Genomic DNA, 14,797 nt, shown 5'->3' on the forward strand with positions numbered 1-14,797 from the left:
CTTGCCATGAACGCCCCCCTGCCCATGACTGCCGCCCAAGTTGCCCGGCCCACGCTGGCCGAACTGGAGGCGCGCGACGCCTTCGCCTCCCGCCATATCGGCCCCGACGCCGCCGAACAACAGCACATGCTCAAGGTGCTGGGCTATGACAACCGCGCCGCGCTGATCGACGCCGTCATCCCCGCCGCCATCCGCCGCCGCGACGGCATGCCGCTGGGCGAGTTCACCGCACCGCTGACCGAAGAAGCCGCGCTGGCCAAGCTGCGTGGGCTGGCCAGCAAGAACCGAGTGCTCAAGAGCTTTATCGGCCAGGGCTACTACAACACGCTGACCCCGGGCGTGGTGCTGCGCAATATCTTCGAGAACCCGGCCTGGTACACCGCCTACACGCCCTACCAGCCCGAGATCTCCCAGGGCCGCCTGGAAGCCATGCTGAACTTCCAGCAGATGGTGACCGACCTGACCGGCCTGGACATCGCCAATGCGTCGATGCTGGATGAAGGCACGGCGGCTGCCGAAGCCATGACGCTGCTGCAGCGCGTCAACAAACACGCCTCCACCACCTTCTATGTCGCGGATGACGTGCTGCCGCAAACGCTGGAAGTGGTACGCACCCGCGCGCTGCCGCTGGGCATCGAAGTCAAGGTCGGCCCCGCTGCCGAAGCGGCCGGTGCCCATGCCTTCGGCGTGCTGCTGCAGTACCCCGGCGTGAACGGCGATGTGGCCGACTACCGCGCCATCGCCGACGCGGTGCACGCCGCTGGTGGCCTGGTGGTGGCTGCCGCCGACCTGCTGGCGCTGACCCTGATCGCCGCGCCCGGCGAGTGGGGCGCCGACGTGGCAGTGGGCAACTCGCAACGCTTTGGCGTGCCGCTCGGCTTCGGCGGCCCGCACGCCGGTTACATGGCGGTCAAGGATGCCTTCAAGCGCTCCATGCCCGGCCGCCTGGTGGGCGTGACCATCGACGCGCAAGGCAACAAGGCATACCGCCTGGCCCTGCAAACGCGCGAGCAGCATATCCGCCGCGAGAAAGCGACGTCGAACATCTGCACGGCACAGGTGTTGCTGGCTGTGATGGCCTCGATGTACGCCGTGTACCACGGCCCGCAAGGCCTCAAGCGCATCGCCCAGCGCGTGCACCGCCTGACGGCCACGCTGGCCGGCGGCCTGGAACAACTGGGCTACGCGCGCACCAACGCCACCTTCTTCGATACGCTGACGCTGGAAACCGGCTTCAACACCGAAGCCCTCCACGCCTCGGCCACCGCGCGCGGCATCAACCTGCGCCACGCCGGCGCCACCCGCATCGGCATCTCGCTGGACGAGACCACCTCGCGCGAGGACGTCGTCGCCCTGCTGGAAATCTTCGCCCACGGCAAGCCGGTGCCCAGCTTCGATGCACTCGAAGCCGCCGCGCAAGACGCGTTCCCGGCCGGCCTGGCGCGCCAGAGCGCCTACCTGACGCACCCGGTGTTCAACACGCACCACGCCGAGCACGAAATGCTGCGCTACCTGCGCATGCTGGCCGACAAGGACCTGGCGCTGGACCGCACCATGATCCCGCTGGGCTCGTGCACCATGAAGCTCAACGCCACCAGCGAAATGATCCCGGTGACGTGGCCCGAATTCAGCAAGATCCACCCGTTCGCGCCGCTGGACCAGACGGTCGGCTACCGCGAGATGATCGACCAGCTCGAAGCCATGCTGTGCGCCGCCACCGGCTACGCCGCGGTGAGCCTGCAGCCCAATGCCGGCTCGCAGGGCGAATACGCCGGCCTGCTGATCATCCATGCGTACCACGCCAGCCGTGGCGAAAGCCACCGCGACATCTGCCTGATCCCCTCCTCCGCGCACGGCACCAACCCGGCGTCGGCACAGATGGCCGGCATGAAGGTGGTGGTGGTGGCCTGTGACGAGAACGGCAACGTCGACCTGGAAGACCTGGCGAAGAAGGCCGAGCAGCACAGCAAGAACCTCGCCGCGATCATGATCACCTACCCGTCCACGCACGGCGTATTCGAGCAGGGCGTGCAGCAGATCTGCGACATCGTGCACAAGCATGGTGGCCAGGTCTACGTGGACGGCGCCAACATGAACGCCATGGTCGGCACCGCCGCGCCGGGCCAGTTCGGTGGCGACGTGTCCCACCTGAACCTGCACAAGACCTTCTGCATCCCCCACGGCGGTGGCGGCCCGGGCGTTGGCCCGGTGGCGGTCGGCGCGCATCTGGCTGACTTCCTGCCCAACCAGGACAGCGTGGGCTATCGCCGCGACGACCATGGCATCGGCGGCGTGTCCGCCGCGCCGTTCGGCTCGGCCAGCATCCTGCCGATCTCGTGGATGTACATCGCCATGATGGGCTCGGCCGGCCTGACCGCCGCCACCGAGAACGCCATCCTGGCCGCCAACTACGTGGCGCGCCGCCTGTCGCCGCACTTCCCCGTGCTCTACACCGGCCAGCACGGCCTGGTGGCGCACGAGTGCATCCTGGACGTGCGCGCGCTGCAAAAGACCACCGGCATCTCCAACGAGGACGTGGCCAAGCGCCTGATGGACTACGGCTTCCACGCCCCCACCATGAGCTTCCCGGTACCGGGCACGCTGATGATCGAGCCGACCGAGAGCGAGGCCCTGCACGAGCTGGACCGCTTTATCGACGCGATGATCGCCATCCGCGCCGAGATCGCCCGCGTGGAAGACGGCACCTTCGACCGCGAGGACAACCCGCTGAAGAATGCGCCGCACACCGCCGCGGTGATCACCGCCGACGTGTGGGAACACAAGTACACGCGCCAGGAAGCCGCCTACCCGGTGGCCGCGCTGCGCACGCAGAAGTACTGGCCGCCCGTTGGCCGTGCGGACAACGTGTACGGCGACCGCAACCTGTTCTGCGCCTGCGTGCCGATGAGCGAGTACGCACAAGAGTAAGCTGGCATGAGGCCGGGGCCACCGCGCGTTGCGGCGGCCCCGGCGCATCGCCCTCGCGCTATGCTCTGTGTGGATGCGCGGCCACCCGGCCGTGCCCGGAATACGGAGCACGCATGTGGAATCTCAGCGCCCCATGGTGGGAATTCGTCCTGCGCGGACTGATCGTCTACGGCAGCCTGCTGGTGCTGCTGCGGCTGTCCGGCAAGCGCCAGATCGGGCAGCTCACCTCGCTCGACCTGGTGCTGCTGCTGGTGCTGTCCAACGCCGTGCAGAACTCCATGAACGCCGGGGACAACTCCGTCACGGCCGGGTTGATCCTGGCGGTGACGCTGGTCGGCGCCAACCTTGTACTGGCGTGGCTGAGCTGGCGCAGCCGGCGCTTCGAGAACGTCGTCGAGGGGCGCCCGCAGGTATTGATCCACGACGGCATGGTCTTCGGTGACGTGATGAAGCGCGCTTTCGTGACCCGCGACGACCTGCGCAAGGCACTGCGCCATGCGGGGTGCGAGCGCGTTGCCGATGTGCATTTCGCGATCCTCGAGAACGACGGCACCATCAGCGTGCTGGTAAAGAAAGACGCGCCACCCGCGCCGCCCAATGCGGCGGGTTCGCTGTGGCGCGCCCCCATCAATCAGGACACGGACGCGCCGGTCTGATCCCGGCGCGAGCCAACCCCAGGAGCCTACCGTGGCTGTCAGCGTCTTCGACCTGTTCAAGGTGGGCATCGGCCCATCAAGCTCGCACACCGTTGGTCCGATGCGCGCCGCGCTGATGTTCGCCCAGGGCCTGGCGCGCGACGGCCTGTTGCCGCAGGTGGCCAGCGTGCGCGTGGAGCTGTATGGCTCGCTCGGCGCCACCGGCCGCGGCCACGGCACCGACAAGGGCGTGATCCTCGGCTTGCTGGGCGAAGCGCCCGACACCATCGACCCCGACACCATCGACTTGCGACTGGCCGCGCTGCGCGCCAGCCGCACGCTCTCTCTGCTGGGCACGCATCCCGTGCCCTTCGTGGAGAAGGAGCACATCGTCTTCTACCGCCGCGAGGCCATGGCCGAGCATCCCAACGGCATGAAATTCCACGCCTTCAACGCTGGTGGCGAGCGCATCCGCGAAGGGCGCTACCTGTCGGTGGGCGGCGGCTTCATCATCACCGCCGGTGCGGCCAATACGCATATCCTGGAGGCTGACCAGCAGTTGCCGCATCCGTTTCGCAGCGGGCGCGCGATGCTGGAGATGGCAGCCGCCAGCAAGAAGAGCATTGCGCGGCTGATGATGGAAAACGAATGCGTGTGGCGCAGCGAGGCCGAGGTCAACGCCGGCCTGCTGCAGATCTGGGCCGTGATGCAAGCCTGCGTGGCACGCGGCTGCCGCACCGACGGCGAGCTGCCCGGGCCGTTCAAGGTCAAGCGCCGCGCCCACGACCTGTTCCGCAACCTCACCGAGCACGCCGAGCGCGCGCTGGCCGATCCGCTTTCGGTGATCGACTGGGTCAACCTGTATGCGATCGCCGTCAACGAGGAAAACGCGGCCGGCGGCCGCGTGGTCACCGCGCCCACCAACGGCGCCGCCGGCATCATCCCGGCCGTGCTGCATTACTACGACCGCTTCGTGCCCGGCGCCAACCCGCAAGGCGTGATCGACTTCCTGCTGACAGCCGGCGCCATCGGCATGCTCTACAAGCTCAATGCCTCGATCTCCGGCGCCGAAGTCGGCTGCCAGGGCGAGGTCGGCGTGGCCTGCTCGATGGCCGCCGGCGCCCTGGCCGCCGTGATGGGCGGCACGCCGGAGCAGGTGGAGAACGCGGCCGAGATCGGCATGGAGCACAACCTCGGGCTGACCTGCGACCCGGTCGGCGGGCTGGTGCAGATTCCCTGCATCGAGCGCAACGCCATGGCCTCGGTGAAGGCCGTGAACGCCGCGCGCATGGCGTTGCGCGGCGACGGCATGCACTATGTGTCGCTCGACTCCGTGATCAAGACCATGCGCGAGACCGGCGCCGACATGAAGACCAAGTACAAGGAAACGGCGCGTGGCGGCTTGGCGGTGAATATCGTGGAGTGCTGAGGCCGGCCCGCCAGCGCAAGCGAATGCGCGCTTTCTGCTACGCTTGCCGGGCATTCATCCCAATCCAATCCGATCCAACTGGAGTCCGGCATGGTCAAGATCAGCTTTCTCTATCCGCACAGCAAGGGCGGCAAGTTCGACATGGATTACTACCTGCAGCGCCACATGCCGCGCGCCGTCGCGCTGTTTGGCGCGCACCCAGGCTATCGCGGCGTGGCGGTGGAACGCGGTCTGGGCGCTGGCGCGCCGGGTTCCGATCCGGCCTTCACGGTGATGTGCCATTTCCTGTTCGAGTCCGTGCCTGACTTCGTGGCCGCCGCCAAGGCAGCCGGCAACGAGCTGCAGCTCGATATTCCCAATTACACCGATGCGGTTCCCGTGATGCAGATCAGCGAGGTGCTGACGATCGGCTGATAGCGCCCGCTGGCGGCGCTATCATGTAGCGTTTCCCCACAAGCGGGCATGGCCATGCAGACCTTCCATCAGCTGTTTGACGAAACCTCGTCCACCTACACCTATTTGCTGATCGATGCCGCCACGCGCCAGGCGCTGCTGATCGATCCGGTGGACCACCAGCTGGAACGCGACATGGCGCTGCTGCAGGCCTGCGGCGCCACGCTGGCGTGGGTGGTCGAGACCCATGCCCATGCGGACCACATCACCTCGGCCGGCCATGTTGCACTGCAAACCGGCGCACGTACCGCAGCCCCCTCGGGCTGCGACATCCAACCCGCGCAAAAGCAGCTGATCGACGCAGACACGCTGCAGTTCGGCACGCAGACGCTGCGCGCCATCCATACGCCGGGGCACACCGCCGGCAGCATGAGCTACCTGTGGGAAGAGCCCACGCCCACCGGCCCGGTGCGCCGCGTCTTCACCGGCGACGCGCTGCTGATCGACGGTTGCGGCCGCACCGACTTCCAGTCCGGCGACGCCGGCACGCTGTACGACAGCCTCACGCAGAAACTCTTCGCCCTGCCCGACGACACCGTGGTCTACCCCGCCCACGACTACAAGGGCCGCACCGCATCCACCATCGGCTTCGAACGCGTCAACAACAGCCGCGTGGCCGGGCGCACGCGTACCCAGTTCATCGAGATGATGGGGCAGCTGAACCTGCCCAAGCCGAAGCTGATCGATGTGGCGGTCCCCGCCAACCAGCGGCTCGGGCTGCGGGATGGCGAAAGCGTGCCGCACGGGGCGTGACGCACGCGTGCGAGAAGCGACAGGCAATCGGTAACTGGTCTCCGGTATCCGGTATCCGGTATCCAGCCTTCGCAGTCAATTTAATGGAGAGAGAGAAGACATGGCCCACTACACCGCAGAGATCCTCTGGCAACGTGGCGAGCAGGATTTCCTCGGCAATCGCTATAGCCGCAAGCACATGCTGCGCTTCGACGGCGGCGTGGAAGTACCCGGATCCTCATCGCCCCATGTCGTTCCCCTGCCCATGTCGGACGCCGCAGCCGTGGATCCCGAAGAAGCCTTCGTTGCATCGCTCTCCAGTTGCCACATGCTGTGGTTCCTTTCCATCGCCGCCAAGCACAAGTTCTGCGTGGACCGCTACTTCGATGCCGCTGTCGGCACCATGGCGAAGAACGCGGAAGGCCGGATGGCCATGACGGTGGTCACGCTCAGGCCGGAGGTCACCTTCTGCGGCGAGCGCCAGCCGACCCGGGAGGAATTGGCGCACCTGCATCACACGGCACACGAGGCCTGCTTCATTGCCAACTCGGTGAAGTCGGAGCTGCGCTGCGAGCCGGTGTACGTGGGCGCGCAGGCGTAGTCAGCCAGCCCAGCTGTCGCAGGTCTGCCGCACCGTTTCGCGCAGGCTGCGCGTGGTGCTTTCGATCTGGCGCACGCGCTCCGCGTCGCCGTTGCGGCTTTGCGCCAGCGCACGGATGTTGGCCAGCGCATCAAGCGAGCCCAGCGCTTCGGCATGCGGCACCAGTGCGTCGCAGATCGAGATGATGTGGTCGGCGATCGGCATCCGGGTCAACTCGTTGGGGTGCACGTACTCGCCTTCCAGCCCGAAACGGCAAGCCTGGAAGCGATTGAAGGTGTAGACCAGGTAATCGTCTTCCTGCGGCATGAAGGGGCGCGACAGCAGCAGGTAGCGCGCGAGCGCCTGGATGTAAGCGGCGATATCGCAGGCGCGCCCGACGGTCAGCGGCGTGTCCATCACGCGGACTTCGATGGTGCCGAACTCCGGCTTGGGACGGATATCCCAGTAGAAGTCCTTCATGCTCTCGATCACGCCCGTGTTGCGCATCTTGTTGAAATACGCGGTGAAGGCGTCCCAGGTGAGCAGATGCGGCGCGCGCCCGCTCATGGGGAAGGCGGCGACGGAATTCAGCCGTGCCGAGGCGAAGCCGGTGTCCACCCCTTGCACATAGGGAGAGGAGGCGGCCAGCGCGATGAAATGCGGTACGTAGCGGCCGATGGCGTGGAGCAGGAACAGCGATTCGTCGGCGCTCGGGCAGCCGATGTGCACGTGCTGGCCGAACACCGTGAACTGCTTGGCCAAATAGCCATAGAGCTCGGAAATGTACTGGTAGCGCGGCGAATCGGAGATGGTGCGGTCGGCCCATTGCTGGAACGGGTGCGTGCCACCGCCGCAGATGCCGAGGTTGAGCGAGCGCGAGGCGTCGACCATCAGGTCGCGCATGGTGCCCAGCTCGTCCAGCGCCTGTGCATGACTTTTGCAGATGCCGGTGCTGATCTCGATCATCGAGGGGCTGATCTCGGGCTTGATATCGCCGGCGTGTTGCGCGCCTTTCAGCGCACGCAGCAAATCCGGCGCGAACGGCGCCAGGTCGTAGTCATGCCGGTTGACGAGCTGCAGTTCCAGTTCCACGCCAAACGTCAGCGCCTCGGAATGCTTGAACGGTTCGAGTGACATCAGCGCCCTCCTCCATTGCTTCTGACCTCGCCCGCATAGCGAAGTGCCCAGCCCGCCAGCGTAGGCCCAAGCAACTGCTCGACCGCCAGCGTGCACAGGATGATGGCTGCCAGTGGCTCACCCGTGGCGGGATACAGCAGCGCGATATCGCTCATCAGCAAGTACGCGAGGCCCGACATGGGTGCCAGCGCAAGCCCGAGGGCCACGCACTGCTTCATGCTCAGGCCCGAGAACGAACCCAGCGAGACAACACCCACCAGCTTGGCAATATGACGCAGCAGTACCAGCACACAGGCAGCGCCGCCGCCGATGGCCCAGTCGTGCGCCGTCAGCGGCAGGCCGAGCGAGACCACCATCACGATGATCAGCAAGCTGCCCGCACTGCCGAAGTGCGCCGGCCATACGCGCGGCTGGCTGTCCTGGTGCTTGAACACCACACCGGCGAGCAACAGCGTGAGCGGCATCGACAGCTTGAGCAAGCGCGTGAGCGCCAGCGTGAACAGCACCAGCCCTACCAGCACCAGGAAGCTGTAGTGATCGTCCGTTTCCATGCGCGCATAGATCGCGTGGCCGAGCTTGCCAACGCCCCAGGCCAGCAGGCAGGAACCCACCAGCAGATAGAGCGGATGCAGCAGCGCCGCACCCAGGTTGCCATATTCGGAATGCAGCCAGCCGGTGGCGACCTGGACGATGGCGGCGGCGTAGATGCTGTTCAGCGCGGCCATGGCGAGCAGCCGCTCGGTCACCTGCCCTTCGGCGCGCAGCTCGTTCTTGAGCTGCAGCACGATGGTGGGCGAGGTGCTCACGGCAATGCCGCCGGCCAGGATGGCAACCGCCGGGCTCACGCCGATCCATTGCAGCACGGCGGCAACCAGGCCCCAGGTCAGCAGGCTTTCAAAGGCGCTGGTGAAGAGCAGCCAGCGATTGGCCCGCAGCCAGGTGAGCGAGAGCCGGTGCCCGAGCTCGAACAGGGCGAGCGCCAGCGCCATGTCGATCAGGATGCGGGTCTGCGCGATCATGTCCTCGTCCACGATGCCGCGGCCGAGCATGCCAGCCGCGAGGCCCGTGGCCGCGTAACCGACGATGCGGGGCAGCCGCAGGTATATGCGGCATACCTCGCCCGCCAGGCCGGCGCCCACCAGCGCCAGCCCGACCCAGAAAAGCCCGCCCGGTGCCAGGGGCAGGCTTGGAAACAATTGGCTCAGTCCATTCATGGGCTATATGGTAACGGAGCCACATGACATTCCATGTCGGAGTTTGTCCGACAGAGGCACGGAATTTGCTGTCAACATGACGCGTTCACACGTAAAAAAACGCCATCTTACAGGGATGGCGTTTTTTTATCGTGGCTGGGCCGAGGATGCGGCCCGCCCCGCCGGCTACACGCCCCAGAACTTCCATCCCGGACGCGTCGCCCGCAGGCCGGTTTCCATGCGGGCATAGAGTGAGCGCGTCTTGCCCTGCGCGGCGCCGCTCGCGCGCGCCTTGTCGAAGTAGCCCAGCGCGGTCTCGCGCTGCTCCAGGCCCAGCGCGGCCTCGACGGCGCCGAGGTAGGCCTCTCCGTCCCAGCCGTTGCGCGCGGCAAATGCCGCCTCGAAGTCCGTCAGCGCTTGCGCGTATTGCTTCTCGCCGTTGCGGATCAGCGCGCGCTGCAGGCGCGGGAAAGCCTGGTCCGCAGGATCGTCCGAGGTCAGCGCGATGGCTTGCTCGAACAGCGGCAACGCGCGCTCCGGCGCGCCCAGGCCGCGCCAGATCATGCCGAACTGGTTGCACAGCCACGCGTCCTCGATCAGCAGCGCGCGGCGCTGCAGGGCCTCGATCTCGGCCTGCGCGTCGGTGCGGTCGTGCTGGTCCATGCTGTCCATGGCATTGCGCAGCAGCCCCGCGAAGTGCGCGCGGGCGTGCGCCAGCGCGTGCGCGGTCTGGCTGCGTTCCTCCACCGGCAAGGCGTCGGCGCGCGCATCCATGTGCGCCAGCGCGTCACGGGCCGCCGACGTCACTTCCGTGCCACCGATGGCCTTCCAGGTGCTCACCAACCGGCTGAAGATCCAGCCCACGTTGGCGGGATCGCGCTCCAGCGGATAGCGGTTGAGCACGTCGCCCGCGACTTCCACGGCTTTGCCGTGCTGGCCGGCTGCCTCCAGGCATTCGAGCAGGTCGATCCAGTGCTCGATGAATTCGCTGACCGCGATGCCCTTCTCGTGCAGCGCGATGCGCTCCGCGCGGTTGCCGTCGCCTTCCAGCCGGGTCGCCAGGTTGTGGCACAGCAACGAGTAGATATGGGGATCGGCGTCGTCGTAGCCGCCCTCGCCGGTGGCGAAGTAGGCTTCGAAGCGCGCCAGGCCCAGGCGATAGGCCTTGATCAGGTGCGGCATCAGCGCCGCCTCGGCGGCCGGCACCGCGTCCATGAACTCAGCCAGCGCCACGCCCGCGTTGTAGTAACCGGTCGCATCCGTCGCGCCCTCGACAAAGGCAAAGCGCAGCCAAGGCTCGGCCTCGCCGGACTGGTGGCGCCATTCGAGCTCGCGCACCTGCGCCTTGGGGTCCGGCGCCTTGCGCTGGTAGGTGGCGAAATCGTCCCAGGCACCATCGAGCTCGCCCGCGCGGTAGCGCAGCGGCGCGCGGATGCGGCGGGCGTGCGGGTGGTCCGGCTGGCTGGCCAGCACGATGGCGGCCTGCTCGGCGGCCAGGGCATCGCCCGCAGCCTCGTCGAGCTCCAGCAGGTCGGGGTTGTCCAGGCCGATCCGCGCCAGGCATAGGCGCAGCATCGGCTCAGCCTTGTCGCCGGCGGCATTCACGTGGGCCAGCGCCTGGCCCAGGATGTCTTCGGCGCCAAGATCCGGCGCGCGATAAAGCAGGTCATACCAGTAAGCGCCGGCCGCGGCGAAATTGCCCAGCCGGTAATGCACCAGCCCCGCATGCAGGCGGGCGCTCCACTCGCCGGAAGACAAGCCGTTACGCAGCGCGGCCTCTTCCAGCCAGGGCAGCGCCTCCTGCAAGCGCTCCATCCCCATCAGCAGCATGCCGTAGCGATGCGCGATCACGCCGCGCGAGGACCAGCGGTGCGCCGGGTGCAACGGCAGCCCGGGCAGCTTGGCCAGCGCCGCATCGAGCACGGCAAAGGCGGCCTGCGCGTCGCCGCGGTCAAAATGCAGGCGTGCCCGCAGGCAGTCGAAATCCACCACTTGAGGCTGCGCCTGCGAAAGCTGGTCGAGAATGACCAGCGCTTCATCGTAGCGCTCTGCGTTGGCTAGCTCGATGGCGTGGTCGTAGCTGACTTCCTGCACGGACACGGACTGCTCCTTCGGGGTGGATGTGCGAGTGCGGGATTATGCGCCATCGTGGCCCCCTCCTGCTCGTGAGAAAAAGGGGCGATTCCCATCCCAGCCGCAACGCTGGACAACGGCTTTGCCCCAATGTATGCAGAAACGGCAACGCCACCTTCCGGCCAGCCGCCAGAACGAGGATATCTGTCGGGTTTTCGTTGTCGCGGACCAGGTAGACCAGCCGGCACCCGACCTCACGCCGCCTGGAAGCCGCACCTGCACCAAGCAGAAATTTCCTGCCCCAATTTCAGAAAGTGCCGATTGAGGTAACCCGGGCAACTCAACTACTTTGTACGCATGGCACCGATCCCGCCGCACCGGCCAAGTTCGCGAAAATGCCCGTCAGCCTATCTGGGGAGGTTTCAATGCGTATATTCGGATATCCGAAAACTCTGCTGCTCGCACTGTTGCCGAGCCTGATTATGGCCGCGACGGCCCAGGCACAATGGAAGCGCCCCCCGGCCATGCCGGCGAAGATCGGCTGGGACCCTGCAGATGCCGCGGACGTTGTGGGGAGAAACTTGGATATATGGGGCCTTGGAGGCGTAGGACATGTCGGCATCTGGAGTGGCAGCCATGTCATCGAAGCGCTCAACGTCGCCGGAAATGCCATCAAGACGAATAGTCTGGCCGACTTCAAATCGAGAACGCGATATTGGGGAGCTGCTTCCGTTGCCGGCCTGGACAAGCTTCCGCAACAACGCTTGTGTAGCGATGCAGCATGCTCTTATCTGGTCAACCTTAGTATGAAGCACGCCATCGTCCACAACGCCAGGCTCATTGGACTGGTTGGCGCCGACTACACGGTAACGGATGGCTATGTTTCTGCGCGGCCGGCATGCCGGCCTCCGATGTGCGCCAGCTATCGTCCGCCGATTCGTGGGCTATATCGTTGCGACAAATTTGTTGTCGATGCCTATGTGCCGCTCAGCAGTGGAAACCCAACTCTGTGGACTAGCCTGTTCAAGTCTACGACCCCAGAGAATCTCTTCACTATGCTCAGCGAGAGAGGCGTTGAGCTAAAGAAGAAGTAGGAAATGCAGAAAAATATATTAATACGACTCACCGTGGGCGGACTTGCCGTCATTGTGGTGTTAGTCGGAATACGCGCGTTGTCCGCTGAAGACTCGTCCGAACAACCCAACACTCAGACCTTGACGGAACGGCAATCGGTGCTGGGTGCACCTGCCACGCCCCCACGGCAAATGGCTGTCGCGAAGCCGGTGCCGAATCAGGCCGCCCTTGGCGAGAGGGCCGATCTTGAAAGCCTTCAGCGCTATACGCAACGCATTGTCTCGGATGCAAGCCTCACACCCGAGCAAAAATTCGACTGGCTTTGGCGTGACTTCGAGGCCACTCGCCTTAGCCCGACAAGTGCCCAGTACTTGTTGGATACGATCAGATTGTTGCCACTTCCGCCCAGTGCCAGAACGGCGTTGCGGATTGAAGCCAGTCTGTATGGGACCGTCCACGCCGAGCAGGTCAAACGCGCTCTGGTCAACTTGATGGCATCGCAATATGAAACCGACCTGGCCTTGTCTGCCGCCGAGCAATCTCGCCTCGGGGCTAATCCTCAGGTCGCAGCCATGCTCGCAAAGGCGGCCCGCTCATCTGACACTGAAATTGCACATCAGGCGGTCATGCAATATGCGCGACTAGGCTTGTTCCCCGATAGCATCCCCATCTTGAACGCCGCTCTGTCAGGCGGCACCATAAGCCGAGCCGAGTACGCGAAGGAACTGGGTTTCCTCCTGCCCTTGATCCAGGAACCCAAGGCTCAGCGTCAGGCACTGCAGGCCATTGGGCATGCAGGTGTACCCAGTGGGCTCCTGGCTGAGGAGCTTGCCGCTATGGTCCTGTTGCCGCATGCGCTTTCGTCGCTCCACCTGGAGACCCTGCGCCCGCTCCAGGAACTCCTCACGCAAGGCCAGCCGACTTTCGCCAACGACACCGGCTCGATTGATTTTCTCGATTTAGCTCGCTACAACGACTGGCTGTCCGCCACCGCCGCGATCGAAGCAAGGCTTTCAGGCGGAGGGGCGGCGGATCACATTGCCACGCTTGTCATGCGAGAGGATGCAGATCCGCGTGGACTTATCGCGATTGTCGCTTCCCCTTCGGCGGAACAGGTGATCCGTATCCTGGCACAGCGCGGACAGATGGAGGCTGCTCAACAACGGCTCGCCGGCCTGGCACAGGGTGTGCCCAATGACATCACCGCACTCCGCGTGATCGAAGAGGCTCGAAACCGCATCGCACAAGGACGACCGTGACTTGGCGCCAGGCCGCCCACGTCTTGCCGCCTGACGGCGCATGGCGAATTCGCCTGCCGCAAAACAAAAAACGCCATCCCACTGGGATGGCGTCAGATGCAGGACGCTAATGGTGCCTTGGCGGGCGCAATAGCTTACTTGCCGCCAACCGTCTCCAGCACGGTCCACTTGCCGCCAACCACCTTGTAGACGGTGATGCCGCCGTCCTTCAGGTCGCCGCGCGCGTCGTAGGCCAGGGTCTTGGTGGTCACGCCTTGCATGTTGGTGGCCGCCAGCACCGGCAGGTAGCGCGCCGGATCGGCCGAACCCGCCTTGATCATGGCGGTCATCAAGGCGGTGGCGCCGTCATAGGCGTACGGCGAGTAGGTCTGCACCTTGCTGCCGAAGCGCTTCTCGTACTTCTTCTCGTAGGTGGTGCCACCGGGCATCTGCTCCAGCGGCAGGCCGGCCAGCGAGACGACCGTGCCCTCGGCGGCAGGACCGGCCAGCTTGAGGAAGTTGTCGGTCTTCGACATTTCGCCCGACACCACCGGCGACTTCATGCCGAGTTCCTTGACCTGCTTGGCCATCGGCGCGGATTGCGTCTCTGCGCCGCCAAAGAAGATCACGTCCGGGTTGCTGCGCTTGATGTTGGTCAGCACAGCCTTGAAGTCCACCGCCTTGTCGTTGGTGAACTCGCGGCGCACGATCTTGCCCCCGGCGGCCTTGGCGGCTTTCTCGAACTCGTCGGCCAGGCCTTGGCCGTAGGCCGTGCGGTCGTCGACGATGGCGATGTTCTTGGCGCCCAGCTTCTTCACCACGAAGGCACCGATCACCGAGCCCTGCTGGGTGTCGGAAGTCATCATGCGGAAGGTGGTCTTGAAGCCCTGGCGGGTGTACTCAGGTGCCGTTGCCATGGCGATCTGGGGAATGCCCGCGCGGTTGTAGACCATCGACGCGGGGATGCTGGTGCCCGAGTTGAAGTGGCCCAGCATGCCCTGGATGCCGTTGTCGACCAGCTTTTGCGCGACCACCGAGCCGGTCTTGGGGTCGGCCGCGTCGTCTTCAGAGAGCAGTACGAACTTGACGTCCTTGCCGCCAATCTTGGGCTTGGTCGCGTTCATTTCCTCGATGGCGAGGACAACGCCGTTCTGCATGTCCTTGCCGTATTGCGCCTGGCCGCCGGTCATCGGCGCGGCAAAGCCCAGCTTGATTTCCTGCGCCTGGGCGAAGGCGGCCGAGGTGGCGCACAGGCCAGCAACGGACAGGGCGACGGTGAGGGCCGTCTTGTGGAAAGTCGAGTTCATCTGTTCTCCTTGGTAGCT

Annotated in this window: 12 protein-coding genes; 8 read left to right on the forward strand and 4 right to left on the reverse strand. The window is 65.5% G+C overall.

Features of this window, described 5'->3' with window-relative positions; translation table 11 throughout:
• Window positions 1-6: 6 nt before the first annotated feature.
• The 6 genes from gcvP to AC1Q7Q_RS28805 all read left to right on the forward strand — a co-directional run bounded on the left by gcvP (window position 7) and on the right by AC1Q7Q_RS28805 (window position 6,778).
• Window positions 7-2,928, forward strand: a complete 2,922-nt coding sequence (gene gcvP, locus AC1Q7Q_RS28780; protein ID WP_492373525.1) for an aminomethyl-transferring glycine dehydrogenase — start codon at window positions 7-9, stop codon at window positions 2,926-2,928.
• A 113-nt stretch (window positions 2,929-3,041) separates the two neighbouring features.
• Window positions 3,042-3,584 carry a DUF421 domain-containing protein gene (locus AC1Q7Q_RS28785; RefSeq protein WP_492373526.1) on the forward strand — a complete coding sequence of 181 codons (543 nt, stop codon included), beginning with the start codon at window positions 3,042-3,044 and terminating at the stop codon, window positions 3,582-3,584.
• Window positions 3,585-3,615: 31 nt separating this feature from the next.
• Window positions 3,616-4,992, forward strand: a complete 1,377-nt coding sequence (locus tag AC1Q7Q_RS28790) for an L-serine ammonia-lyase (RefSeq protein ID WP_174426848.1) — start codon at window positions 3,616-3,618, stop codon at window positions 4,990-4,992.
• 90 nt (window positions 4,993-5,082) lie between these two features.
• Window positions 5,083-5,406, forward strand: coding sequence for an EthD family reductase (locus AC1Q7Q_RS28795; RefSeq protein ID WP_492373527.1), 324 nt, complete (start codon window positions 5,083-5,085; stop codon window positions 5,404-5,406).
• A 54-nt stretch (window positions 5,407-5,460) separates the two neighbouring features.
• Window positions 5,461-6,198 carry an MBL fold metallo-hydrolase gene (locus AC1Q7Q_RS28800; protein WP_492373538.1) on the forward strand — a complete coding sequence of 246 codons (738 nt, stop codon included), beginning with the start codon at window positions 5,461-5,463 and terminating at the stop codon, window positions 6,196-6,198.
• Between the two features lie 100 nt (window positions 6,199-6,298).
• Window positions 6,299-6,778 carry an OsmC family protein gene (locus AC1Q7Q_RS28805; protein ID WP_492373528.1) on the forward strand — a complete coding sequence of 160 codons (480 nt, stop codon included), beginning with the start codon at window positions 6,299-6,301 and terminating at the stop codon, window positions 6,776-6,778.
• Here the strand turns inward: AC1Q7Q_RS28805 and AC1Q7Q_RS28810 are convergent, their stop codons facing one another.
• From AC1Q7Q_RS28810 to AC1Q7Q_RS28820, 3 genes are all read right to left on the reverse strand, one after another.
• Window positions 6,779-7,894 carry a YbdK family carboxylate-amine ligase gene (locus tag AC1Q7Q_RS28810; protein WP_492373529.1) on the reverse strand — a complete coding sequence of 372 codons (1,116 nt, stop codon included), beginning with the start codon at window positions 7,892-7,894 and terminating at the stop codon, window positions 6,779-6,781. It lies immediately after the preceding gene.
• Window positions 7,894-9,108: a cation:proton antiporter gene (locus tag AC1Q7Q_RS28815; RefSeq protein WP_492373530.1), complete on the reverse strand. Its 1,215-nt coding sequence runs from the start codon at window positions 9,106-9,108 to the stop codon at window positions 7,894-7,896. Before AC1Q7Q_RS28815 ends, AC1Q7Q_RS28810 begins: the two co-directional genes overlap by 1 nt.
• A 165-nt stretch (window positions 9,109-9,273) precedes the next feature.
• Window positions 9,274-11,187: a tetratricopeptide repeat protein gene (locus AC1Q7Q_RS28820; RefSeq protein ID WP_492373531.1), complete on the reverse strand. Its 1,914-nt coding sequence runs from the start codon at window positions 11,185-11,187 to the stop codon at window positions 9,274-9,276.
• A 398-nt stretch (window positions 11,188-11,585) separates the two neighbouring features.
• Between AC1Q7Q_RS28820 and AC1Q7Q_RS28825 the strand changes: the two genes are divergently transcribed.
• Window positions 11,586-12,254, forward strand: coding sequence for a hypothetical protein (locus AC1Q7Q_RS28825; protein ID WP_492373532.1), 669 nt, complete (start codon window positions 11,586-11,588; stop codon window positions 12,252-12,254).
• Window positions 12,255-12,257: 3 nt separating this feature from the next.
• Window positions 12,258-13,493 (forward strand): hypothetical protein, encoded by a 1,236-nt coding sequence (locus AC1Q7Q_RS28830; RefSeq protein ID WP_492373533.1) that lies wholly within the window; start codon window positions 12,258-12,260, stop codon window positions 13,491-13,493.
• A gap of 134 nt (window positions 13,494-13,627) precedes the next feature.
• Here the strand turns inward: AC1Q7Q_RS28830 and AC1Q7Q_RS28835 are convergent, their stop codons facing one another.
• On the reverse strand, window positions 13,628-14,779 hold the full coding sequence (locus tag AC1Q7Q_RS28835; protein WP_492373534.1) for a branched-chain amino acid ABC transporter substrate-binding protein: 1,152 nt from the start codon (window positions 14,777-14,779) through the stop codon (window positions 13,628-13,630).
• Window positions 14,780-14,797: the final 18 nt, after the last annotated feature.

It is taken from the genome of Cupriavidus sp. GW823-FHT07A04 (genome assembly GCF_058794615.1).